We start from the raw sequence: 20981 nt of genomic DNA on the forward strand, positions 1-20981 counted from the left end.
GAAGCCCCGCGACGCGGCTGCGGCGCGCGTCAGGCCGGCGGCCGGCGAGGGAGCGGCGGCGCGGGCGGTGAGCCTGCCCGGACGGCGCGCGCGGGATCCCGGCCGGAGCGCGGCGTCGCTGGCAAGCTCGACCCTGCGCCGACAATGCGCCCCCCGGACGCACGCAAAGCTGGTACAGTGCCGCCGCCGTGAACGATTACGCGGGCCGGTGCGGAAGCTGCGCGGCATACACCCGGGTGCATGAGGATCCAGTGCGCGGTCGCGTCGGCGACTGCGCCCTCGAGGTGTACCCGCCGCCGATCAAGGCGACCGCGACGTGCGGCCGCTATCGGGCCAGGGGCGCGCCGCCGCCGCCTCCTCCTCCCCGGGCCGCAGGCCAGCCGCGCGGCTCGGGCGGCAGGTCGCGGCCGGCCGAGCGGGCGCCGTCGCCGGAGCGCCGTCCCGGAGCCGCGCCGCAGCCCCTCCGTTCGCCGCTGCCAAGGGAGATCGACATCGACATGGATATCGACGAGTTCCGTCGTGTGCTGCGCGAGGTGCTGTCCGAGGAGCTCGGCGTCGGCCGCGCCGAGATGGGTGGCCGCTGGGAAGGCGGGGAGATCGTCCTCCGGCCGGGGAAGGAGGGCACGGCCGAGAAGCGCATCCCGCTCGACGTGTTCTTCCACAAGATCGTCATGCTGCGCGACAAGCTCCGCGTGCTGGAGCAGAAGATCAACGCGCACGAGGGGCTGACCGACGCAGAGAAGGTCCAGCTCCAGGCGTACATCACCGGCTGTTACGGCACGCTCACCACGTTCAACGTGCTCTTCGCCAACCGGGACGACGCCTTCGCCGGCAACGCACGCGATAGCGACTGAGCGGGCTTCGCGACACGAGACCAGCAATTCCGTCGCTGCCGCGGAGTCCGGGGCGCGCGCGAGGGCGCTCGGCGAAGAGCTGCACGAGGCGTCGCTCACCATGGTACAAGGTGCGCGGAGGTCGCCGGATGGCCATCAAGCAGCTCACGCCCGAGCAGATTCACACCATGTCCCTCGAAGAGAAGGACACATGGTGGCTGAAGAACGTCTACCGCGGCGACATGCCTCAGCTCACGTGGCGTTCGGCGATCACGGGCATGCTCCTCGGCGCGTTCCTCTCGCTCACGAACCTGTACATCGGCGCGCGCACCGGCTGGTCTCTCGGGGTCGGGATCACGAGCGTGATCCTGGCCTTCGGGCTCTTCAAGGTGCTCTCCAGGCTGGGCCTCGGCCGCGACATGACCGTGCTCGAGAACAACGCGATGCAGTCCATCGCGACGTCGGCCGGATACATGAACGCGCCGCTCTTCACGAGCCTCGCGGCCTATTCGATGGTCACGACCACGATCATCCCCATGGGCCGGGCGATGATCTGGATGTTCATCCTCGCCATCCTCGGCGTGCTCTTCGCGTTCCCGATGAAGAAGCGCTTCATCAACGACGAGCAGCTCCCCTTCCCCGAGGGCATGGCCGCCGGCGTCGTCATGGACGCGCTGCACGAGAGCGACGCGAAGGAGGGGCTCTTCAAGGCGAAGCTCCTCCTCGGCGGCGGCCTCGCGAGCGCCGCCCTCGAGCTCCTCCGCGACGACAAGGTGATGCGCGCGCTCTTCGCGCTGAAGAGCATCCCCCATTACTACGACGAGCTCTTCTATCACGGCTGGTTCGCCGACCTGATCAAGCGATGGGGCGTCTCGCCGGCGATCCGGGGCATCCCCCTGAACGAGCTCACGATCCGCTTCGATACAAGCATCATCTTCGTCGCCACAGGCGGCCTGATGGGCATCCGGACCGGCGCGTCGCTCCTCCTCGGAGGGGTCCTCAACTACTGGATCCTGGCCCCCCTCCTGATCCAGCACGGGATCATCCTGCCGAGGAACGGGCATTACGGGTTCGGGCAGATCACGCTCTGGGCGCTCTGGGGCGGCGTCGCGTGCATGACGACGTCCTCGCTTTACGCCTTCTTCTCCAAGCCCAAGGTGATCCTCGACGCGTTCCAGGGCCTCTCCAAGAAGGGCGGAGCGAGGGACGTGCTCGCGGACATCGAGCTGCCGGTGAAGCTGTCGATCATCGGCATCCCCATCGTCGGCCTGGTCGTCGTCGTGCTCGGGGAGCTCTGGTTCGGCATCTCCTGGTGGCTCGGGGTGCTCGCGATCCCGCTCGTGTTCATCTTCTCGCTCATCGCCGTCAACTCGACGGGCATGACGGCGATCACCCCGGTCGGGGCGCTCGGCAAGCTGACGCAGCTCACCTACGGCGTCCTCGCGCCGAAGAACATCACGACGAACCTGATGACGGCCGGGATCACGGCGGAGGTCTCGAGCAACACGGCGAACCTCTTGATGGATATCAAGCCGGGCTACATGCTCGGCGGCAAGCCGCGCCACCAGGCGCTGGGGCACGTGCTCGGGGCGGTCGCGGGGCTCGTGCTCTCGGTGCCTGTCTGGTATCTCGTGCTCATCCAGGGGGACATCGGGCGCTACGGGACGGAGAGGCTGCCGGTCCCGAGCGCGCTCACCTGGAAGGCCGTCGCCGAGGTGCTGATGAAGGGGATCGACTTCCTCCACCCGACCGCCAAGTCCGCGGTGGTGGTCGGGGCGATCGTCGGCATCGTCGTCGAGGTCACGAAGCAGATCACGAAGAACCGATTCCCCCTCTCCGCGGTCGCCCTCGGGCTCGCGTTCATCCTGAACTTCACCGACATCTGGTCGATGTTCCTCGGCTCGTTCCTCTTCTGGCTCATCGAGCGGCGCGCCGCGACATGGCACAAGACGCGCGAGCACAACGAGCGCGAAGCGCGGCTGAGCGCGACGGGGCCCGGTGGGCTCACCGAGGCGCCCCCCGCGCCGGTCAAGCGGCCCTGGTACGCGCTCGCCGCCGAGAACACCGAGGCCATCTGCGCGGGCGTGATCGCCGGGGGCTCGCTGATGGGCATCGGCCTGAGCGTGCTCGGCGTGCTTGTGCTGCCGGACGTGCTGGAAGCCGCGAGCCTCACCAAGGCGCTCGGGCAGCTCCTCGACTTCCTCCCGAAGTGAGGCGCCCCCCGTCGCCGGGCGGGCCCATCCGGCCCGCTCGCGGCGGCCTGCAGCGGCGCCTCAGTGTGACAGGAATGCGCGCCCTCGGGGCCCACGGCGAGCCACGGTGGGCGCAGCGCGTCGCCCCGTCGAGGCGCTCCGCTCGGAAGCGCTCGTGGCGCGGTTCATGCAGCCTTGTTTGCATCGCGTCAAACCGAGCTCAACGTAGGACGCGCGAGGAGAGGACCTTTCATGCCGGTGAATGCGCCCCCGTCCCGAGGAACGCCCAGCCCCGCGCCGGTCGGTGATCCCGAACCGGGTCCGCCGGTGCAGGATCCTGCGCCGAGCGAGCCGCCGCGGCGCGACCCGGATCCGGGCGAGCCGGCGCGTCGGGATCCCCCGCCCCCGCCTCCCGCGCCCGGAGAGCGCTCTCCGGAGATCGAAGACCCGCCGGCGCCGGGGCAGCCGCCCAGGGAGCCCGGTGTGATCGCGACGGCCGGCTCCGCTTTCAGCGCGGCGTAACGTCATCCCCTAACCATCGAGAGGTTTCCATGAACACGTGTGACTGCTGCGGCAACAGCTACGACAAGGCCTTCCAGATCATGGTGGGCGGCACGACCTACACGTTCGACTGTTTCGAGTGCGCGATTCACAAGCTCGCGCCCGTGTGCGCCCACTGCGCCTGCAGGATCGTGGGGCACGGCATCGAGGCCGGCGGGGCGTTCTACTGCTGTGCGCACTGCTCCAAGCAGGAGGGCATTCAGGGGGCGATCGACCGCGTGGCGTGAGCCGCCGCCGGGGCGCCGGCGTCGCGCGCGGGGTGGAATGGGTCGGCCTGCCCGAGGTCACCCCCCGCGCGCAGCGGGGTCGGCCCGCCCTGCGCCGTGAGCGGCGCCGCGACGTGATCTGCGACCAGAGCAGAGGCCAGGATGAAGAGCAACAGCGCGATACCCGTGTGGCCGCGAGACTGCGTGAGCATGGATCCCTCCTTCGCGGCGAGGCAGCCGCCTCGCGCTCCAGGAAGCTAGATCCGGGGCGCCTGCGTGATAATCCTGGTCCGCCGACGAAGATTGCGTCGCGGAAGGAACGAATGGCATGGATCCGGCGGGCGGTCACCTGGGTGAGATGAGGGCGTTCCTCGAGGTCGCGCGGCGGCAAAGCTTCTCGGCGGCGGCGAAGGCCCTCGGGTTCACGTCGTCGTCGGTCAGCAAGCAGATCGCGCGGCTGGAGGAGCGGCTCGGCGTGCAGCTGCTCCGGCGCACCACGCGCCGCGTGAGCCTCACGGAGGCAGGGCACCTCTACGCCGAGCGCGCAGGCCGGATCCTCGCGGACGTCGAGGAGGCGGAGCGCGCGGTCGCGGATCTCGATGGGACGCCGCGCGGGACGCTGCGCATCTCGGCGCTCCCGATCCTCGGCACGCTCCGCGTCGCGCCGGCCGTGCTGGCCTGCCGCGCGAGGTACCCGGAGCTCCGCATCGATCTCGATATCACCGATCGCCTCGTCGATCTGGTGGCCGAGCGCATCGACGTGGCGGTGCGCCTGACCGTCGCGATCTCCCCCGCATCGCTTGTCGCGCGGCGGCTGGCCGACGACCGGCGCGTGCTCTGCGCGAGCCCTCGCTACCTGCGGCGCCACGGGACGCCGCGTCGGCTGGAGGACCTGGCCGACCACGACTGCATCACGCTCAACCAGGAGCCCGTCGCCCGGTGGACGCTCGTGGGTCCCGAGGGGGAGCGCGTCGTCCCGGTGAGCGGCACGTTCCGCTCCAGCGACACCGTGACGCTGCGCGACGCCGCGGTCGCCGGCCTGGGTCTGGCCAACCTCCCCGATTACGTCGTCCAGGAGCATCTCGAGAGCGGCGCGCTGCGGCGCGTGCTCCCGGAGTACGGCACATCGAAGCGCGCCATCTTCGCGGTGTACGCAACGCCCGCGCGGGCGGCGGTCCGCGTCCTCGTCGCGGCGCTGGCCAAGGCGATGGGCTCCGGTGCGGCGGGGACGGCGAAGGCGGCGCCGTGAGCTCGGGTGAGGGTCCGAGATGGGGAGCGTCGTTATCGGCGATCGGGCGCGATCTGCGTCGCGCCGGCCGCTCGCTCCTTGTTCATCTGGCGAATGCAGTGCTGGAGCGCGGCGCGGAGGTTGCCGAGGGTCGTGATCTTGTCCAGATCCAGGCCGAGGCTCACGATGGTCTGGGCGACGTTCGACCGGATGCCCGTGACGATGCCCTCGGCGCCGAGGAGCCGGATCGCGCCGACCAGATCGAGGAGGTAGCTCGCCGTCTTCGTGTCCACCATGTCGACGCCGGTGAGATCGAGGATCGCGTAACGCGCGCCCGTGCGCACGATCGCCTCGAGGAGGGTATCCATCACCTCCGCGGTCCTCTGGCTGTCGAGGACCCCGATCATCGGCAAGGTCAGCACGCCTTCCCACACCTGGATGATGGGAGTCGACAGGTCGCGGATGACCTGCTGTTGCCGCTCGATGAGCTCCAGCTTGGTCCGGAGCTCCTGCTCCGTGCTCTTCGCCTGGCTGATATCGAGGGTGACGCCAACGACCGAGTACACCGCTCCTCGCTCGTCGCGGACGGGGACCTCCCAGTTCTCCCAGAACACCCCGTGCGTCGCGGAGTGCGAATGGGACGCCTCGCCCGCGAGCGCCCGTCGAAGCACGTCGACGCCCTCCGAGCCGGCGTAGAGCTCGAACACGTTGTGGCCAAGGTGCTCCCCCTCCTGGAGCCCCGCGCCGTCGACCCCCTTGCCCTCGTGGAACGTGAACATCCCTTCCGCGTCGATCGCCCAGACGACGATCGGCAGCGTCTGCGTGACGGTCCGCAGGATCACCTCCTTCTGCTGGTGGCGGCGGAGCTGCTCGCTCCGCTCCGTCACGTCCTGCCCGAACACCCCGACGCCGCTGACCTCCCCGCGCTCGTCGAGGAGGCGCTCGTGGCGCCACTCGAAGTACGCCACGCCGCCGTCCTTGCTGACGTGGCTCCACACCCGCGGCGCCACGCCGTCCTCCGCGAGGAGCCGCCGCCACGCATCGGGGTCGTCGGACGCCGGCAACAGCTCGTCCACGCGCCGGCCGAGCGCCTCCTGGCGCGCATGGCCGAACAGGCGCTCGGCCGCACCGTTCCAGTCCTCGATCGTGAGATCCGTGCCGTACTGGACGATCGCAAGCGGCGCCCGCTCAAAAAGGAGCGCACGCCTGCGCGCAAGCTGTCCGGCCTCGACTTCTTCCTGAGACGCAGTGGAAACGGTCATGCACACAAAAATTTAACCTGAACGCCTGCCGGTCGTCGAGAGCGGTCGTGGCCGTCCTGCATGCACTACCGGCGTGCTCCGGCCGCGCTGCCCGGGCGGGATCCACTGTTGCTGCAATCTCCCGAGCAGCGCCTGCTACGTCAGCCGCCGTCGGATCGTCGCGATCGCGGATTTGCGTCTCGCTAGCCGGCGCGCGGAAGGGGTGACTCACCCGGCCTGGGGGGCGAGCCGGGGCGACGCGGCGTCGGGCCCGAGGAAGCGCGCGATGCGCTCGCCGAGGCGCGCGCGGAAGGCGTCGTCGGTGGGGGGCGAGTGGCGGCACCCATCGAGCAGCTCGGTCTCGGCGCGCGGCAGGAGCACCTTCGCGCGCGCGAGCAGCTTCGCGCCGGGGAAGCTCACGTCGTCGTCGGCGCCGAACACGAGCGCGGGCCGCGCGAAGCCGGCGAGGGCCTCCGGCGTGGCGAGCGGCGGCACCCGCATGTCGAGCCGGTAGCTCCGCACCGCGTCGCCGAAGTAGGGGCCCCACAGGTCGTCGTGCGTGGAGAACAGCCCGGAGAGGAGGCGCGCGAGCCGCTCCTCGGAAGGGAACGCACGGTAGAGGGCCATCGGGATGGCCACGCGCGTGAGGCCCTGCCACACCGGGCCGGACACGAGGCCGCCCGGGACGATCAGGACGAGCCGATCGATGCGGGCGGGCGCGATCTGGGCCATGCGCAGGGCCACGAAGCCTCCCCAGCTCACGCCGAGGAGGTGGGCGCGCGCGAGCCCGAGCGCGTCGAGGACGTCGGTGAGCCACTCGGCGTAGGCGGGGCCGTCGAGCGGCAGGCGGACGTCGGCGCTCTTGACGGACTGGCCGATGACGTCGGGCGCGTAGACGCGATAGCGCGCGAGGAGCGGGCCGAGCTCGGGCAGGAGATGCGCGGAGCTCGCGAGCGCGCCGTGCAGGCAGACGAGCGGCGGGGCGTGCTCGGGGCCGGCGACGAGGACGTGCGTCGCGCCGAAGCGGGTCGAGACCTCGCGCGCTCGGGCCGGGACCGGGACCTTTTCGCGGAACCGCTCGAACCACGCGGCGATGCGCGCGCGCGCCTCTGGACTGCGAAAGATGATGGATGACGTCATCGAGCCCTCCTGACGTTGGCTGCGGGGCGGAGCCCGCAGAGGTGCTGAGCGACGAGCCGATCGAGCAGGGCGACGGGCGACGGGTGCGCGCCCTGGACCCACGCGATCAGCGCGAAGTAGTAGAAGGAGAAGAACGCGACGCCGAAGAGCGCGGCGTCGGCGTCGTCGGCGACCTCCCCCTGCGCGCGGGCGGCGTTGAAGAGCGCGACGACGCGGCCGTGCACGGCGGCGACCTGCTCGGTGAAGCGCGCCTGCCACGGCGGGTCGGCGAAGAGCGCCTCGCGGAGCAGCGTCTTCGACAGCGTCGGCCTGCGGGCGTAGTACGCGAAGAACGCGGCCCCGAGCCGGTGGATCCGCTGCTCGAGGGTGCCGGGCTCGTCGTCGCGGACGGCCTCGGCCGCGGTGGCGGCGAGGTCGTCGAACAGCGCGGCGTGGAGCAGGTCGCGCTTGTCGGCGAAGTGGAGGAGGACCGTGCCCGCGGCGACGCCCGCGTCCGCGGCGATGGCGCGGACGTTCGCCGCCTCGAAGCCGTGACGCTCGAAGTGGTCGCGCGCGGTCTCGAGGATCCGGGCGCGCGTCGCGTCCTTCTGGGCGTCGCGTCGGCCAGGCTTTTGAGTGAACGCGTTCACTGAACGTGTTCATTACATGGAGGCGGGCGGTGCGCAAGCGGGCAGGTACGCCTCGCCTCCGATGAGCGCGACCTCGCGACAGCCCAGCCGCAGCTCAGCTGGCCGCGGCGGACGGCTGCGCCTGGGAGCGCGCGCGGAGGCGCTGCTTGGCGGAAGGGCCGCCGGGGTGGCGGACCGAGGCGACGGCGCGATCCATGGCGTCGCGCCAGTAGCGCGCGACGTCCTCGCGGTCGGTGAGGAGGACGTCGATGGGGCCGTGGTCGCTCTCGATCTCGACCGCAAAGCGGTCGCCGCGGAGCTGCACGCCGACGCCCTGGACCTCCCCGGCGGAGATGGCGGCCCCGAGCCTGCCCTCGGGGCGCAGGTCGATGGCGCCGGTGCGGCTCACCCAGGGGGCGACGACGAAGCGGCCCGGAGCGAACGACGCCACCGGGGCCGAGCGCGCCGCATACCGGGACGAGAACCGGGCGACGCCGAGGAAGGCGTAGCCCGCGAGCGAGAGCAGCGCGGCGGCGCTGCCGATGCCGATCGCGATGCCGCTGTCGCCCGCGGAGGCGCTCCGCATGGTCTGGATCCACAGCGCGAGCGCGGCGACGAGCAGCACGGCGCCGATGAGCGCGTTGCGGGTCGCGGCCGCGCGCGGTCCCTGGCTCGCGTGGTCCCGCAGGACGAGGAGCTCGCCCTCGCTCCGGATCGCGAACCGCGCCAGCGCGGCGGCCGTCAGCGCGGGCGCGGGCGCAGCCTCCGGGAGGGGCCGCGGGGCGATGGCGCCGGGCGGCTCGGCCCCGCGCGCCGTCGCCAGCGGGACGCGCAGCGCGACCGCGAGCGGCGCCGCCACCGCCTCGACGAGCGCCTCCGCCCGGCCGGGATCGAGGTCCTGCGCCTCGGCGACGAGCAGGCGCTGGGCTGCCGAGGGGCGCGCTGGCACGGGCGGGGCGAGCGCGAGCCAGGCGGCAACGTGGGTCCGCTCGCGCGCGCACGTGGGGGCGGCGCAGCACGGGCGCTGCTCCGCGGTCACCTCGACGCGCACGGGGTCGCGCGACTCGGCCGCGCCCTCCCCTGCCCCACCCGCACCGCCGGCCGCGCCCGCGAGCCGCAGCGGCGCGAGCCGGAGGGCGCTCGCGCCGCGCTCGATCCGGAGCCAGACGGGGTCGCGCGGCGCCGGGCCGAAGCGCGCGTCCTTGTCGCGCTGCGGCGCGCCGAGCTCCGGCGCCGCGCGGAGGAGCAGCGGCGCGCCGTCGCCCTCCGCCGCGAGAGCGCGCGCCGCGCCGGCCGGATCGCCGAGCGGATCGAGCGCGGGAACGGAGCTGTCGACCTCGAGAGAGCGGAGGGCACGCGCGACCTCCGCCTCGAATGCTGCGGTGCTCGGCTCGGGCATGGCGGCACGTTTGCCCCGGCTGCGCTGGGTTGTAAAGCGGGCCCGTCCACGCGCCAACGCGGGGCGCCCGCTCTCCTGCCCCGGCCCCTGCTACCGCTCGCGAGGAGCCGGCCGCGGCTCGCGCGGAGCCGGCCGAGGTCCCCGGCGCCGGCGCGACAGGAGCGCGCCGAGCGCGGCGAGCGGCAGCGCTCCAGGAGCCCCCGGCTGCCGACCGCCGCCCGAGCAGGAGCAGCCGGCGTCGCTCTCGGTCTCGTCCACGCCGCCGCTCTTCGGCCCGTCCTCGGTCTCCGGCGCCGCACCGCCCCAGCCCGCGCCGCCGCCGGCGCCCGAGCTCGCGACGGTCGTCCCGCCGATCGGGTAGAGCGCGCACACCCCTTCGATGTCGTCGTCCTCGAGGGTGCGCGCCGACGTGCCGCCCCGGTAGGTCCCCAGCATCGTCGCGCCGCGCACGTTCGAGTGGCCGAGGCCGAGGAAATGCCCCTCTTCGTGGGTGGCGATCGACCGCAGATCGATGCAGTCGCCCTCGCCGGCGTCGTCCCAGCAGAAGCCCACGTTGTTGAACACCATGTCCGCGTCGTCGATGACGCTGTCGGTACCCCAGACCGGCATCGTGATCGCGATCACCGAGCCTGCCTGACCGAGCTCGGCAGGCCAGCTGTCGCTGAGCCAGAGGAACACGTTCTTGCCGTCGTCGAAGTCGTAGCCGGCGTCCGTGTCGCCGAGGAGCTCGGTCTCCCACGCCGTGCACGCGGGGCTCGACCAGGCCGCGAACCCGGCCTCGATGCCGGCGGCGGCGAAGCCGGAGAGCGGACCCGGGATCGTCTTGTGATGGATGTGGTAACGGACCGGAAGCGCGCTCCAGCGGGGGACGACCTCGAGGTCGAGCGGCGCCCAGGCGGCGGCCTCACGGGCCCCGGCGAGCTGCGCCAGCGCGGCCGCGAGCGCCGCGACCAGGGCGAGCGCGGCCCGGAAGCCTCTCTTCATCCCCTCATCATCGTCTCAGCGGCCCTGCGGCACCACCTCGAGCTCCTCGGGCGCCGCGCTCCCCTCGAGGGGCAGCGTCACCTCCACCCCCTCGTGGACCGGCAAGGTCGCCGCGATGGGCCAGGCACGCGGCGCCCCTCCTTCGCCCGCCGCGACCTCGCGCAGCGTGACGCCGCGCAGCGGAGCCACGCCGCCGTTGAAGAGGCACGCCCGTAGCCGGCCCTCCTCCACCGCGACCGAGCACGGGACGACGTCGGCCGTCGCACGCCGGATCCGCCCGAGCTTCTCCTCCTCCCCGGACGCGGCGGGCAGGAGCGACAGGAGCGCGTCGCGGGCGCGCGGGTCGCGAAGCCAGGCGAGCATCATCGCCGCGTGGATGCGCACCACGCGGTAGCGCGCGCGCGTCAGCTCAAAGAACGCGTCAGGCGACGCCACCCCGGTCTCGCCGTCGAGCAGGCCCGTCACCCCCGGCTCGATCTTGACCTCGGTCCCGGGCGCCTCGACGTGCCACTTCACCGCGCGCCCCGGCCCGAGCGCGCCCTCCCAGAACAGACCGCGCTCGGTGATCCCGGCGCGCTCGTCGCGGCGATCGCGCCGCGCGAACGTGAGCAGCACGCGAAAGTCGCTCACGGGAGCGCCGCTGTTGTTGACGACCGCGAGCTCGAAATCGTAGCGGCCACGCGCCGGCCGCGGCGGGCGCCCGCCCCCATCGCGGCCGGCATCGCCCGGCTCGGCGCCGGCATCGCCCGGCTCCGCCGCCGTCCCGCCCGGCTCCGCGCCGGTCTCGCCCGGCTCCGCGGCGGCCTCGTCGTCCTCCGCCCGGTCTCGCCGCAGGATCGGCGCGATCACCCCGGCGCCATCGTCGGGCCCGGTCGAGCCGAGCACGCTGAGGATGGGCACCCCCTGCCGCCAGAGCGGCGAGTCGGCGCGGTCGCAGAGGCAGTGCGGGAACGACGGCTCGGCGCGCTCCCGGGCCTCGCTCGCGAGGAGCGCTGCGGCGGCTCCGCGGGCCGCCGGGCCGACGCCGCGCGCCGCCCGCCGCTCGGCCGGAGGCAGATCGCGGGGCGCCGCGAACCGCTGCACGAACGCCATCGTGGCCACGATGCCGACCACGGCGAGCGCCGCGGGCACGAGCACGCGGGCCCGGAGCGGGAGGGCGTCGAACCCCTCCTCACCGCCGCGCTCACGCCCGGGCTGCGCGCCGAGCGGCGTCGGCCGGGGCGCGAACACGGGCGCGGCCGGCGCGTCGGGGGTCGAGGCCGCGAGGCGGTCCGACGCGAAGCCCATGCGGCGCGACAGCTCCGCCACGAGCGCGTCGCGCAGGCGATCCGAGGGCAGCCCTCCCCAGGTCACGAGCCGCGCGGCGAAGCGCAGCGCGAGCCAGGTCGCGAGCGCGACGAGGAGCGCGAGCGACGCGGTGCCGAGCGGGCCGCTCGCGAGATAGTCGGGGGACAGGGCGGCCGCGAGCACGCCGACCGGGGCCGGCGCGATCCAGCTCGCCGCGCGGGCGCGGAGGCGCGCGCGGTAGGCGCTCTCCATCGCCTCCATCGCCGCCGGCGAGATCACGCCGGGCACGCCGGGGAGATCGCCCTCGAAGCGCGCGAGGACGAAGCAGTTGTGCGGCGAGCACGCGGACGGATCGATCGCCACGCAGAGCGCCTTGCCGCGACGGAAGAGGCCACGGATCGCGGTGTAGGGGACCCCGAAGCGGACCGGCGCCGCCACGGCGCCCAGGGCGAACCCCTCGGCGTAGCCGGCGACACGGACCAGCTCGACCTCGAGCTCCGTCTCGGCGCAGGTGAAGCGCACGGCGCCGACGGCATTGGCGCCTCCCTCGGCGATCGCCAGGGCAGCGACGGAGAACGCACGAGCCAAGGTGGCCGCACCCTAACCGCGCGGGCCGGAGCGCCGCAACGGAAACCCGGCCCACGCCCGGGACCCGGGCGCGGCGGGAGACCGTTGATCGGGCCGCGCGGGGTGCGTAAGAGGTGGCGGCATGAAACCTTTCCAAATCGTCCTCGCCCTCTCCTGCGCTGTCCTCCTCGGTCCGGTCGCGGGCTGCGAGGACAAGGTCCCCGAACCGGATCTGCCGCCGGGCAGCGCCGTGCCGCAGGTGAAGCCCGCCGAGCCGGAGCCCGCCGACCTCATCAAGGAAGACACCGTCGTGGGCACCGGCCCGGAGGCGAAGGACGGCGACAAGGTCCGCGTCCACTACACAGGGCGCCTGCTGAAGACCAACGCCGAGTTCGACTCCTCCGTCGGCCGGGAGCCGTTCGTGTTCACCCTCGGCAATACGGAGGTCATCAAGGGCTGGGACCTGGGCGTGGTCGGGATGAAGGTGGGCGGCAAGCGCAAGCTCACGATCCCCTCGCGCCTCGCCTACGGCGAGTCGGGCAGCCCGCCGAAGATCCCGGGCAAGGCGACGCTCGTCTTCGACATCGAGCTGCTCGGCATCGGCGACGCCGCGAACGACGCAGCCGCCCCCGCGGGCGACAAGGCCGGGAAAACCGCGCCCGCGGCCGACAAGGCGGCCAAGCCGGCGGCCGGCAACGCGGCCAAGCCGGCGGCCGGCAACGCGGCCAAGCCGGACGCGGCCAAGGGCGACAAGCCCGCCGCCGCGCCGGCCGAGAAGTAGGGAGGCGCCCAGGGAGACGAGGTGCGCCGCGGGCGATGCGAGAGGTGCGCCGCGGGCGACGCGAGAGGTGCGCCGCGGGCGCCGCGAGAGGTGCGCCGCGAGAGAGGTGTAGCCCGGAACGCGCCGCGGGCGCAGCGGAGAGCGCGCTACGTCCAGCGGAGCTGCCGCAGGTCGTCCCAGACGTCGCGCGCGGAGAAATAGCGGTAAGCGTCGCGGCGGCGCAGCAGCTTGGCGACCACCTGGCTCAGCGGCGTGCCGAGCGCCTCGGCCTTCTGCCGCGGGGTCCCCTCGGCGATCTGCCGCGTGATCTCCTCGTAAGGGGCGTTCACGTCGATGGCCGGCTGGCCGGTGTGCATCTGGTACATGAGAAGCCCGAGCTGGTAGAGGTCGCTCTGCGTCGTCGTGTAGCCCGCCGTCACGAGCTCGGGCACGAGGATCTTCGGGTTCGCGACCTGCGGGCGGAACCAGCGGGTGACGCCGTCGAGCTGGTGGGCCACGCCGAAGTCGGTGAGCTTGACGAGCGGCCTGTGGTCAAGCTGGGAGATGAGCACGTTGCCCGCGTGCAGGTCGGCGTGCACGACGCCGTTGTCGTGCAGGTACTGCAGCGTCATCAGGAGCTGGCGCGCGAGCTCCAGGAGCAAGGGCGGCTGGAACGGGGTGCCAAGCAGCGCCCGGAGGCTCGTGTCGCACCGCTCGAGCGCCAGGTAGAAGAGGTAGTTCACCTCGAACGCGTCGTGGATGTAGACGATGTTCGGGTGGCGGAAGCTCTCCAGGCGGAGCATCTCGCGCGACCACTCCTCCTTGACGACCTGGTAGGGCTTGTTGGCCGGCCGCAGCATCTTCAGGGCGTACACCTGGTCGAACGGCCCGCTGCACTCGTACACCGAGCCATACTGGCCGTCGCCGATGAGCGCCCCGATCATGTACGTGCCCCGGGTGGAGGTCAGCGCTGAGCCCGGCACCGGAAACGGGATCAGGAAACTGCCAGTCGAGGACCAGGTCACGGCGACGCCATCGTAACCGAAAACGACGGCGCCCGTTCACCCCGCGGCGCTCGCCCCGCCCTGGAGCGCGCCCCCGCGGCCGAGCAGACCCCCGGGGCAGCCCGGGCGCAGCGCGCCGAGGGCGGCCGGACGCTCATGAAGCAGCGAGCTTCCGCAGGACGTCCGCGGCCTCGGTCTGATCGAGCTCGAGCGCCGCGGCGACGTCGAGCAGGAGCTCGCGCTCGCTGGTCCTGACGATCCCGTCGGAGACCACGACCTGGGCGGCCAGGAAAAAGGCGACCTTCCGGGCCTGCGGGGTGGCGAGCCGCTCCTTGAGCGACGCAAGCCGGGCGGCGCGGCCCTCCTTCTGGAGCTGCTCCACCACGGTACGGATGAGCTCGTCCATCGTGCTCGGAGGGATCCGGCGGTCCGTGAGCGACTCCACGCTCCGCGCGAAATGCACCTTCTCCTCCTGGCTGAACTCGCCGTCGGCGAACGCCGCGAGGAACATCAGCTCGACGAGCGCCTCGAGGTTGGGCTCGTCAAGCGTTTGCAGCGGAGGAGGGCTCATGAGCGGCATCGGATCCGTCTACACCGAGGCCCGGCGGGGGACCAGCCCCCGGCGCGCCCCCGGCCCCCCGGCGTCCGGGGCAAACGCCTCCGCGGGCGGCGTTGGGAGAGGGCGACCGGTGTGTCATGAGTTCGAGGATGCACGTGCGTGAACTCGCCCAGGCGCTCCTCGGCGCGCTCCTCCTCTGCGGCTGCGGCGGCGCGGCCACGACCACGCCGCGCCACGCCGCGGGGCCCCTCCGGCCTGCCACCGCGGCGACGCCGCCCGCCGCGGCGCCGGCCGAAGCCGCCCCACCGCCGTTCCGGCTGCCCTGCGAGCGGGACGATCTCGTGGGCTGCACGAACGGCTGCGCCGACCACCAGATCGAGGACTGCGTGACGCTCGGATCGATGTACCTGGGCGGCGCGATCGTCTCGGTCGACGTGGGGCGGGCGATGGGGCTGTTCAAGGAAGCGTGCGCGGAGGGGAGCGCGCGGGGCTGCCTGCGGCTCGGCGACGCGTACCACGATCGGCTCGCGCCCCCCGACAGAGCCGACGGGGCGAGCGCGGCGGACGGGGCGGACGCGGCGGACGCGGCGGCGCTCTACTGGCACGCGCGCGCGTGCCACGCGGGCGCAAACCTCGGCTGCCTCGCGGCCGGCAGGGCCTACCTCCACGGCCAGGGCGCGAGCGCCGACGCCGGGCGCGCGGCCGCGCTGTTCCAGCGCGTCTGCGAGCGCGGCAACGCCCCCGCCTGCGTCGAGCTCGGGCACCTCCACGCGCAGGGCGAAGGCGTGAAGCGCGACGGCCCGAAGGCGGTCGAGCTGTTCACCAAGGCGTGCAAGCTCGGCCTGGATGAGGGGTGCCTGCTGGCGAGCCGGTCCGGCGACGTCCTCCCGCCGCGCGACTGACGCGATCGCCGGCGCGGCCCGATCGCGTCAGTCGGTCCGGCGGCGCAGGGCGATGTCCAGCGCCGCCGTGATCATCGCGGTGAGCTGCGTGTCCGAGACGCTCTCGGACGGGAGAACGACGAGCTCCGCGCCGATGCGCCGCGACAGCTCGATGAACCCCTCCGGATCGAACGCCCGCACGTCCTGGGTCATCACGATGGCCAGCGGGTTCAGCCAGGCCGCGCTCCCGCGCAGCGACACGAGATCGCACGCGAGCAGGTCGGCGCCCTCGACGAAGACCAGCCGGCGGCAACGCTCCGCGAGCTGCTCGCTGGCGCTCACGATCAGCACGACCGAGGCAGAGGCCGTCCGCATGCTGCGCCCCGCGGGGCGCGTCGGTAATTCGCGCGTGCTCATCGCAGCCGAGGTCAGCGAGCGAGGAGCGGACGCCGGTAGGGGACGGGCCCGTCGCCCTCGGCCCGAGCCCGCGCGCGCTCCTCGTCGGCGAGGGCGAGGTCCATGACGAAGGAGCCGAACGACAGCCGGAAATCCCGGTCGTTCGGCTTTGTCGCGTAGAAGGCGAGCAGGGAGAGCACGCTCCCGATCTGCGCCGCGGCCGGGTCGTCCGGGCACGCGCTGAAGCGGTCGGCGAGCGTGCAGAGCTGCCGGAAGAGCGGACCGCCCGGGTGCGGGCCGGCGCTGCACATGGCGAAGGTGCCGCTGCCGCGATATCCGAGCTTCCGGCGCTTCCTTCCGGGGGTACGGGACGGGGGGACCATCGTCATGATTGCTGCCCAAGCCGCCTGTGAAGGTTGAATCGCGCCGCGCAGGGGCTGACCTGCCGCGGGACGCTCTCCATCACTAAAGAGCAGCCGGAAGAGAGTCAATCGGAGAGGACGCGGCGGGCCAGATGAGCGCGAAATTCTGCGGAATGGTCCCCCGTCCGAGCAGCGCGTGGGTATACGTCACCGCATGAAGGCAGTCGTGCTCGCCGGCGGCAAAGGCTCCCGGCTCCGCCCCTACACCGCCCTTATCCCGAAGCCGCTGATGCCGATCGGCGATCACACGATCGTCGAGATCCTCCTCCGGCAGCTCGCGCACGCCGGGGTCACCGACGTGGTGATGTGCGTCGGCCACCAGGCCGCCCTCATCGAGGCGGTCGTCGGCGAGGGGAGGCGGTACGGGCTGCGCATCTCCTACCAGCGCGAGGACACGCCGCTCGGGACCGTGGGTCCGCTCCGGATCATCGAGCGGGACCTGCCGGAGCGCTTCCTCGTGATGAACGGCGACATCCTCAGCGATATCGACTTCGCGGCGCTCCACCGCACGGGCGAGGCGGCAGGAGCGCCGCTCGCCGTCGCCGTTTGCGAGCGCGCCTCGAAGATCGACCTGGGCGTGCTCGACCTCGGCCCCGAGGGGCGCGTCGTCGGGTTCCGCGAGAAGCCCACGTACACGTTCTGGGTCAGCATGGGCATCTACGCGATGAGCCGCTCCGTGCTGCGCTTCATCCCGGAGGGCCGGCCGTTCGGGTTCGACAACCTCATGCACGCGCTGCTCGACGCCGGCGAGCAGGTGGCCACCTTCCCCTTCCGGGGCCACTGGCTCGACATCGGCAGGAGCGACGACTTCGCCGAGGCGCAGGAGGAGTTCGAGAAGAACCGGCAGCGGTACCTACCGGAGTGACGCGGCGAGCGCCTCGCACACGGCGTCGACGTCGGCGTCCTGCATGCGCGGGTGGAGCGGGAGCGTGAGCTCGCGGCCCGCGATCGCGTCCGTCCGCGAGAGCCCCTCCTTGCGCACCCGGTCCGAGGCGCCGTGGTGCGAGAAGCGGTGGATCGGCGTGTAGTGCACGCTCGTCTGGACGCCGCGCGCCTTCATGGCCTCCATCACGGCCTCGCGCGAGGCGCCGTCGGGCAGGAGCACCGGCATGAGGTGGTGCGCGCTCTCGCCCAGCCCGCGCGCGTAGAAGTCGCGGTACGGGAGCCCGACGCCCGGCAGGCCGGCGAGGCGCTCGTGGTAGCGCGCCACGAGCGCCCGCCGCCGCGCGTTGCCCGCCGCGAGCCGGCCGAGCTGCACGATGCCGATGGCGCTGCGGATCTCGTCGATGCGGTAGTTCATGCCGGCGGCCATGACGTCGTACGTGAACGCGTGCCCCTTGTGCCGGTCGAGGGTCAGCGTCGTCATCCCGTGCGCGCGGAGGAGCCGCATGCGCGCGAGGAGCGCGTCGTCCTTCGCGATCACGGCCCCCCCCTCGCCGACCGCGAGGTTCTTGTTCGAGAAGAAGCTCAGGCAGCCGACGTCGCCCAGCGTCCCGAGCGCCCTGCCCCGGAAGGTCGCGAGCGGCGCGTGCGCCGCGTCCTCGACCACGGCGATCCCCCGCTCGGCCGCGATCGCGGCGATCGCGTCCATGTCGCAGGGGTAGCCGGCGTAATGGACGACCGCGATCGCCCGCGTCCTCGGGGTGATCTTGCGGGCGATGTCGGCGGGGTCGACACTGAGGTCGTCGTCGCCGACGATGTCGGCGAGCACCACGTTCGCGCCGCACTGGAGCGCGGCGTTGGCGGTCGCCACGAACGTGAGGCTCGGGCAGATCACCTCGTCGCCAGGGCCCACCGAGAGCGCCGTGTACGCGAGGTGCAGCGCGGCGGTGCAGTTCGTCACGGCGAGCACCCTCGGGGTGCCGAGCGCCTCGCCGAGCTTCTGCTCGAACTGCGCCGTCCGCTCCCCCATCGTCAGCCAGCCCGACGCGACGACCTGCCGCGCGGCCTCCGCTTCTTCAGGCCCGAACGAGAGATCGCTGAGAGGTATCTTCCACATGGCGTTCCATCCATCCCGCCGGCGCCGCGCCGGAAGGCCGAGCGTGAGGCGCCCGCCCGGACGGCGCGGCGCCGTGCGTCAGATCGCGTACTCGCGGGGCCGGTACTCGGCGAGGTGGCGCTCGACATAGGCGTACGTGCGCGCGAGCCCCTCCTCGAGCGGCACGCGGGGCGCGTAGCCGACGAGCTCCGTGGCGCGTCGGAAATCGGCGAGCAGCACCATCACCTCGCTCGCGTCGGGGCGCACCCGGGCCTCGTCCGTCACGAGCTCCGCGCGCTTGCCGGTCACCTCGAAGATGAGCCGGACGAGATCGCCGATGGAGATGGCGCGCCCGCTCCCCACGTTGAGCGTCTGCCCCACCGCCCGCGCGCTCGAGCCGACGAGGAGGAAGCCCGCGACGGTGTCGGACACGAAGTTGAGGTCCCGCACCGGCGCGGTGCTCCCGATGCGGAGCGCGGCGCTCCCGGCGGCGAGCTGCTGCATCACGCTCGGGATGATCGCGCGCGACGACTGCCGCGGGCCGTAGGTGTTGAACGGCCTGATCGTCGCGACCTCGAGGCCGAAGGAGAGGTGGTAGCTCTCGGCGAGCTTGTCGGCGCCGATCTTCGTGGCCGAGTACGGGGACTGGCCGGTCAGGGGGTGGGCCTCGTCGATGGGGGTGTAGCGCGCGGTGCCGTAGGTCTCGCTCGTCGAGGTGTGGACCACGCGCGCGCCGTGCTCGCGCGCCGCTTCGAGGACGTTCAGCGTGCCCTGCACGTTCGTCGCCACGTACTGCTGCGGGGCCACGTACGAGTACGGGATGCCGATCAGGGCCGCGAGGTGGAACACGACGTCGGCGCCGCGCACGAGCGACCGGACCGCGCCCGCGTCCTCCACGTTGCCGGGGACGACCTCCACCTGCGCGAGGACGTCCTCGGGGAGCCGGTCGAGGTGCCCGCGCCGCGAGCCCGAGGTGTACCGGACGAGTGCCCGCACGCGCGCGCCCTCCCGGACCAGCGCCTCGACGAGGTGGCTGCCGATGAACCCGCCGGCGCCGGTCACGACGGCGCGCTTGCCGCGATAGAAGCCTTCGCTCACGGCCGCGTCCGTGGCCTCTGCGGGTGCGCGCGTCAAGCGCGTACCGACGCGCGGGGCTCGCGGTCGGGCGGCGCGGCCGCGATCACTGGATCTGGATCTGATCGGTGGGCGTGTTGCCCGCCCCCTCCGGGGTGCCGATCTCGCGGTGCACGCAGAGCCCCTGCTTGCAGTAGGACTGCGGCGGGCTCTTGCAGTCGACCTTGGGCTCCTCGCACTGGCCCGTCTTGTAGCTCTCCGCGAGGGGCTTGATCTTGTCGGAGGTCGCATTGCTGATGGGCTTCGCACAGCCCGGCCACTCGCTCTGGCGGCAGTCGGCGTCCGTGTTGCAGTGCTGCGCCTTGTTCACCATCTCGAAGGCGTCGCCGCGGAGCTTGTCGCACTCCTTGGGCTCCATCTTGCTGTCGCAGCCGGCGAGCAGCGCGAGCAGGAGGAGGCTTTCGGCCAGGCGGAGCGGGGTTCGAGATCGGAAGGAGGCCGTTTCAGGCCGCCCCCTTCGAGGAGCACTCGCGATCATTCAGGGTTCTCCCGGTCAAGGTCGCCCTTCCGCGCCGGAAGGGAGCGGCTTGCGCCGAGCCCTTCGTATCACGGCTGGATTCGGACGCGCAGCTGGCGTAGCCCGTCGGCATGGTTCGTCCTCGAGAAGGCTCCGGGGCCGGCGGCGCCGTGCACGGCGGTTCCGGCGCGGCTACCCGGAGTTGCCTGCGGGTGCTCACCCTGAACATCTGGAACCGCCACGACCCGTGGGAGGCGCGCCTCGGCCTCATCCGGAAGGGCGTTCGCGAGCTCGACCCCGACGTTGTCGGGCTCCAGGAGGTGCTGTCGTACGAGGGCCGGTCGCTGGCCGACGACATCGCCGAGGGGCTCGGCTACGAGGCCGCGTTCGGCGCCGCGCACGACCTCGGCGGCGGCGTGCTCTTCGGCAACGCCGTGCTGTCGCGCTGGCCGATCGGGCGGAGCCAGGCGTTTCCCCTGCCGACGGGCGAGACCGACGAGAAGCGCTCGATCCTGCTCGCCGAGCTCGCGTCGCCCCGCGGCGTGATCCCGTTCTTCGTCACCCACCTGAACTGGAAGTTCCACCACGGCGCCGTGCGCGAGGCGCAGGTCGCGGCCGTGGCCGAGATCGTCATGCGCGAGGCGCCGATGGAAGGCCTGCCGCCCATCGTCGTCGGCGACTTCAACGCGCAGCCCGAGTCCGCGGAGATCCGGTTCCTGAAGGGGCTGCAGACCCTGAACCAGAAGAGCGTGTACCTCGCCGACACCTTCGATCAGACGGGCGAGGGCCCCGGGTTCACCTTCGATCCCGTGCGGAACCCGTTCGCGGCGATCACGAACGAGTACCCGCGCCGCATCGACTACGTCTTCGTCCGGGGCCCGGACAAGCAAGGGCGGGGCAAGCCACTCTCGTCGCGGGTCGTCTTCGAGGAGATCGAGGACGGCGTCGCCGCCTCGGATCATTACGGGGTGCTGTCGGAGCTCTCGATCTAGGGCTCGCTCCGGCGAGCTGCCGGCGCCGGCCGTCGCCCGCCTCGACGCGGCCGAGGGCCGAGCTCGAGGCGGGCGACGGCGGGTGCTCGACGAGGGGCTCGGTGTGCCGAGCCGACGGCCGAGGAGCCCCTGCCGACCCCCGGGCATCCTCG

General features: G+C 72.7%; 22 protein-coding genes. 8 read left to right on the plus strand and 14 right to left on the minus strand.

Going from position 1 to position 20981, the window contains the following annotated elements:
- Window positions 1-251 precede the first annotated feature (251 nt).
- The 3 genes from WMF36_RS25140 to WMF36_RS25150 all read left to right on the plus strand — a co-directional run bounded on the left by WMF36_RS25140 (window position 252) and on the right by WMF36_RS25150 (window position 3813).
- Window positions 252-854 (plus strand): hypothetical protein, encoded by a 603-nt coding sequence (locus WMF36_RS25140; protein WP_437573286.1) that lies wholly within the window; start codon window positions 252-254, stop codon window positions 852-854.
- Between the two features lie 128 nt (window positions 855-982).
- Window positions 983-3046 (plus strand): OPT family oligopeptide transporter, encoded by a 2064-nt coding sequence (locus tag WMF36_RS25145; RefSeq protein ID WP_437573287.1) that lies wholly within the window; start codon window positions 983-985, stop codon window positions 3044-3046.
- 530 nt (window positions 3047-3576) lie between these two features.
- Window positions 3577-3813 carry a hypothetical protein gene (locus WMF36_RS25150; protein WP_437573288.1) on the plus strand — a complete coding sequence of 79 codons (237 nt, stop codon included), beginning with the start codon at window positions 3577-3579 and terminating at the stop codon, window positions 3811-3813.
- Here the strand turns inward: WMF36_RS25150 and WMF36_RS25155 are convergent.
- Entirely contained in the window at window positions 3786-4004 is a 219-nt protein-coding gene (locus tag WMF36_RS25155) for a hypothetical protein (protein ID WP_437573289.1), read from the minus strand. The two genes, WMF36_RS25150 and WMF36_RS25155, sit on opposite strands and share 28 nt — an antisense overlap.
- Window positions 4005-4120: 116 nt before the next feature.
- On the opposite strand from WMF36_RS25155, the gene WMF36_RS25160 reads away from it, so the two are divergent.
- On the plus strand, window positions 4121-5041 hold the full coding sequence (locus WMF36_RS25160; protein ID WP_437573290.1) for a LysR substrate-binding domain-containing protein: 921 nt from the start codon (window positions 4121-4123) through the stop codon (window positions 5039-5041).
- Between the two features lie 32 nt (window positions 5042-5073).
- Here WMF36_RS25160 and WMF36_RS25165 read toward each other — a convergent pair whose 3' ends face one another.
- The 6 genes from WMF36_RS25165 to WMF36_RS25190 form a co-directional block, all read right to left on the minus strand.
- The gene (locus WMF36_RS25165; protein ID WP_437573291.1) at window positions 5074-6282 is read right to left on the minus strand and encodes a PAS domain S-box protein; all 1209 of its coding nucleotides are present in this window, start codon (window positions 6280-6282) and stop codon (window positions 5074-5076) included.
- A 207-nt stretch (window positions 6283-6489) separates the two neighbouring features.
- Window positions 6490-7401 carry an alpha/beta fold hydrolase gene (locus WMF36_RS25170; RefSeq protein ID WP_437573292.1) on the minus strand — a complete coding sequence of 304 codons (912 nt, stop codon included), beginning with the start codon at window positions 7399-7401 and terminating at the stop codon, window positions 6490-6492.
- Entirely contained in the window at window positions 7398-8030 is a 633-nt protein-coding gene (locus tag WMF36_RS25175; RefSeq protein WP_437573293.1) for a TetR/AcrR family transcriptional regulator, read from the minus strand. Before WMF36_RS25175 ends, WMF36_RS25170 begins: the two co-directional genes overlap by 4 nt.
- Before the next feature lie 94 nt (window positions 8031-8124).
- Window positions 8125-9408: a hypothetical protein gene (locus tag WMF36_RS25180; RefSeq protein WP_437573294.1), complete on the minus strand. Its 1284-nt coding sequence runs from the start codon at window positions 9406-9408 to the stop codon at window positions 8125-8127.
- A gap of 90 nt (window positions 9409-9498) precedes the next feature.
- Window positions 9499-10392 (minus strand): matrixin family metalloprotease, encoded by an 894-nt coding sequence (locus tag WMF36_RS25185; RefSeq protein WP_437573295.1) that lies wholly within the window; start codon window positions 10390-10392, stop codon window positions 9499-9501.
- A gap of 15 nt (window positions 10393-10407) precedes the next feature.
- Complete coding sequence (locus WMF36_RS25190) at window positions 10408-12267, minus strand: hypothetical protein (RefSeq protein WP_437573296.1); 1860 nt, start codon at window positions 12265-12267, stop codon at window positions 10408-10410.
- 121 nt (window positions 12268-12388) lie between these two features.
- Here WMF36_RS25190 and WMF36_RS25195 point away from each other — a divergent pair, with 121 nt between their 5' ends.
- Window positions 12389-13027: an FKBP-type peptidyl-prolyl cis-trans isomerase gene (locus WMF36_RS25195; RefSeq protein WP_437573297.1), complete on the plus strand. Its 639-nt coding sequence runs from the start codon at window positions 12389-12391 to the stop codon at window positions 13025-13027.
- Between the two features lie 146 nt (window positions 13028-13173).
- On the opposite strand, the gene WMF36_RS25200 is transcribed toward WMF36_RS25195, so the two are convergent.
- Both WMF36_RS25200 and WMF36_RS25205 read right to left on the minus strand, forming a co-directional pair.
- Window positions 13174-14031 (minus strand): serine/threonine protein kinase, encoded by an 858-nt coding sequence (locus WMF36_RS25200; protein ID WP_437475906.1) that lies wholly within the window; start codon window positions 14029-14031, stop codon window positions 13174-13176.
- 133 nt (window positions 14032-14164) lie between these two features.
- Complete coding sequence (locus tag WMF36_RS25205) at window positions 14165-14581, minus strand: tellurite resistance TerB family protein (protein WP_437573298.1); 417 nt, start codon at window positions 14579-14581, stop codon at window positions 14165-14167.
- 137 nt (window positions 14582-14718) lie between these two features.
- Between WMF36_RS25205 and WMF36_RS25210 the strand changes: the two genes are divergently transcribed.
- A complete protein-coding gene (locus WMF36_RS25210; protein ID WP_437573299.1) occupies window positions 14719-15471 on the plus strand; it encodes a tetratricopeptide repeat protein in 753 nt (250 codons plus the stop codon).
- 27 nt (window positions 15472-15498) lie between these two features.
- On the opposite strand, the gene WMF36_RS25215 is transcribed toward WMF36_RS25210, so the two are convergent.
- The gene (locus WMF36_RS25215; protein WP_437475909.1) at window positions 15499-15825 is read right to left on the minus strand and encodes a hypothetical protein; all 327 of its coding nucleotides are present in this window, start codon (window positions 15823-15825) and stop codon (window positions 15499-15501) included.
- A gap of 53 nt (window positions 15826-15878) precedes the next feature.
- Window positions 15879-16235 carry a hypothetical protein gene (locus tag WMF36_RS25220; protein ID WP_437475910.1) on the minus strand — a complete coding sequence of 119 codons (357 nt, stop codon included), beginning with the start codon at window positions 16233-16235 and terminating at the stop codon, window positions 15879-15881.
- 187 nt (window positions 16236-16422) lie between these two features.
- Between WMF36_RS25220 and WMF36_RS25225 the strand changes: the two genes are divergently transcribed.
- Complete coding sequence (locus WMF36_RS25225; RefSeq protein ID WP_437573300.1) at window positions 16423-17133, plus strand: nucleotidyltransferase family protein; 711 nt, start codon at window positions 16423-16425, stop codon at window positions 17131-17133.
- Here WMF36_RS25225 and WMF36_RS25230 read toward each other — a convergent pair.
- From WMF36_RS25230 to WMF36_RS25240, 3 genes are all read right to left on the minus strand, one after another.
- On the minus strand, window positions 17122-18267 hold the full coding sequence (locus WMF36_RS25230; protein ID WP_437573301.1) for a DegT/DnrJ/EryC1/StrS family aminotransferase: 1146 nt from the start codon (window positions 18265-18267) through the stop codon (window positions 17122-17124). The two genes, WMF36_RS25225 and WMF36_RS25230, sit on opposite strands and share 12 nt — an antisense overlap.
- A gap of 78 nt (window positions 18268-18345) precedes the next feature.
- Window positions 18346-19344, minus strand: a complete 999-nt coding sequence (locus WMF36_RS25235) for an SDR family NAD(P)-dependent oxidoreductase (protein WP_437475913.1) — start codon at window positions 19342-19344, stop codon at window positions 18346-18348.
- An 82-nt stretch (window positions 19345-19426) separates the two neighbouring features.
- The gene (locus tag WMF36_RS25240) at window positions 19427-19858 is read right to left on the minus strand and encodes a hypothetical protein (RefSeq protein ID WP_437573302.1); all 432 of its coding nucleotides are present in this window, start codon (window positions 19856-19858) and stop codon (window positions 19427-19429) included.
- Between the two features lie 110 nt (window positions 19859-19968).
- Between WMF36_RS25240 and WMF36_RS25245 the strand changes: the two genes are divergently transcribed.
- Window positions 19969-20829 carry an endonuclease/exonuclease/phosphatase family protein gene (locus tag WMF36_RS25245; RefSeq protein WP_437573303.1) on the plus strand — a complete coding sequence of 287 codons (861 nt, stop codon included), beginning with the start codon at window positions 19969-19971 and terminating at the stop codon, window positions 20827-20829.
- Window positions 20830-20981: the final 152 nt, after the last annotated feature.

Origin of the sequence: Sorangium sp. So ce887 (assembly GCF_051521455.1) — a bacterium.
Lineage (GTDB): Bacteria > Myxococcota_A > Polyangia > Polyangiales > Polyangiaceae > Sorangium.

Coding starts and splice junctions, on each gene's coding strand:
- WMF36_RS25145 (WP_437573287.1), top strand. CDS start 983: ATGGCCATCAAGCAGCTCACGCCCGAGCAGATTCACACCATGTCCCTC.
- WMF36_RS25150 (WP_437573288.1), top strand. CDS start 3,577: ATGAACACGTGTGACTGCTGCGGCAACAGCTACGACAAGGCCTTCCAG.
- WMF36_RS25155 (WP_437573289.1), bottom strand. CDS start 4,004: ATGCTCACGCAGTCTCGCGGCCACACGGGTATCGCGCTGTTGCTCTTC.
- WMF36_RS25160 (WP_437573290.1), top strand. CDS start 4,121: ATGGATCCGGCGGGCGGTCACCTGGGTGAGATGAGGGCGTTCCTCGAG.
- WMF36_RS25165 (WP_437573291.1), bottom strand. CDS start 6,282: ATGACCGTTTCCACTGCGTCTCAGGAAGAAGTCGAGGCCGGACAGCTT.
- WMF36_RS25170 (WP_437573292.1), bottom strand. CDS start 7,401: ATGACGTCATCCATCATCTTTCGCAGTCCAGAGGCGCGCGCGCGCATC.
- WMF36_RS25180 (WP_437573294.1), bottom strand. CDS start 9,408: ATGCCCGAGCCGAGCACCGCAGCATTCGAGGCGGAGGTCGCGCGTGCC.
- WMF36_RS25185 (WP_437573295.1), bottom strand. CDS start 10,392: ATGAAGAGAGGCTTCCGGGCCGCGCTCGCCCTGGTCGCGGCGCTCGCG.
- WMF36_RS25195 (WP_437573297.1), top strand. CDS start 12,389: ATGAAACCTTTCCAAATCGTCCTCGCCCTCTCCTGCGCTGTCCTCCTC.
- WMF36_RS25205 (WP_437573298.1), bottom strand. CDS start 14,581: ATGAGCCCTCCTCCGCTGCAAACGCTTGACGAGCCCAACCTCGAGGCG.
- WMF36_RS25210 (WP_437573299.1), top strand. CDS start 14,719: ATGCACGTGCGTGAACTCGCCCAGGCGCTCCTCGGCGCGCTCCTCCTC.
- WMF36_RS25215 (WP_437475909.1), bottom strand. CDS start 15,825: ATGCGGACGGCCTCTGCCTCGGTCGTGCTGATCGTGAGCGCCAGCGAG.
- WMF36_RS25220 (WP_437475910.1), bottom strand. CDS start 16,235: ATGACGATGGTCCCCCCGTCCCGTACCCCCGGAAGGAAGCGCCGGAAG.
- WMF36_RS25225 (WP_437573300.1), top strand. CDS start 16,423: ATGAAGGCAGTCGTGCTCGCCGGCGGCAAAGGCTCCCGGCTCCGCCCC.
- WMF36_RS25230 (WP_437573301.1), bottom strand. CDS start 18,267: ATGTGGAAGATACCTCTCAGCGATCTCTCGTTCGGGCCTGAAGAAGCG.
- WMF36_RS25240 (WP_437573302.1), bottom strand. CDS start 19,858: ATGATCGCGAGTGCTCCTCGAAGGGGGCGGCCTGAAACGGCCTCCTTC.
- WMF36_RS25245 (WP_437573303.1), top strand. CDS start 19,969: ATGGTTCGTCCTCGAGAAGGCTCCGGGGCCGGCGGCGCCGTGCACGGC.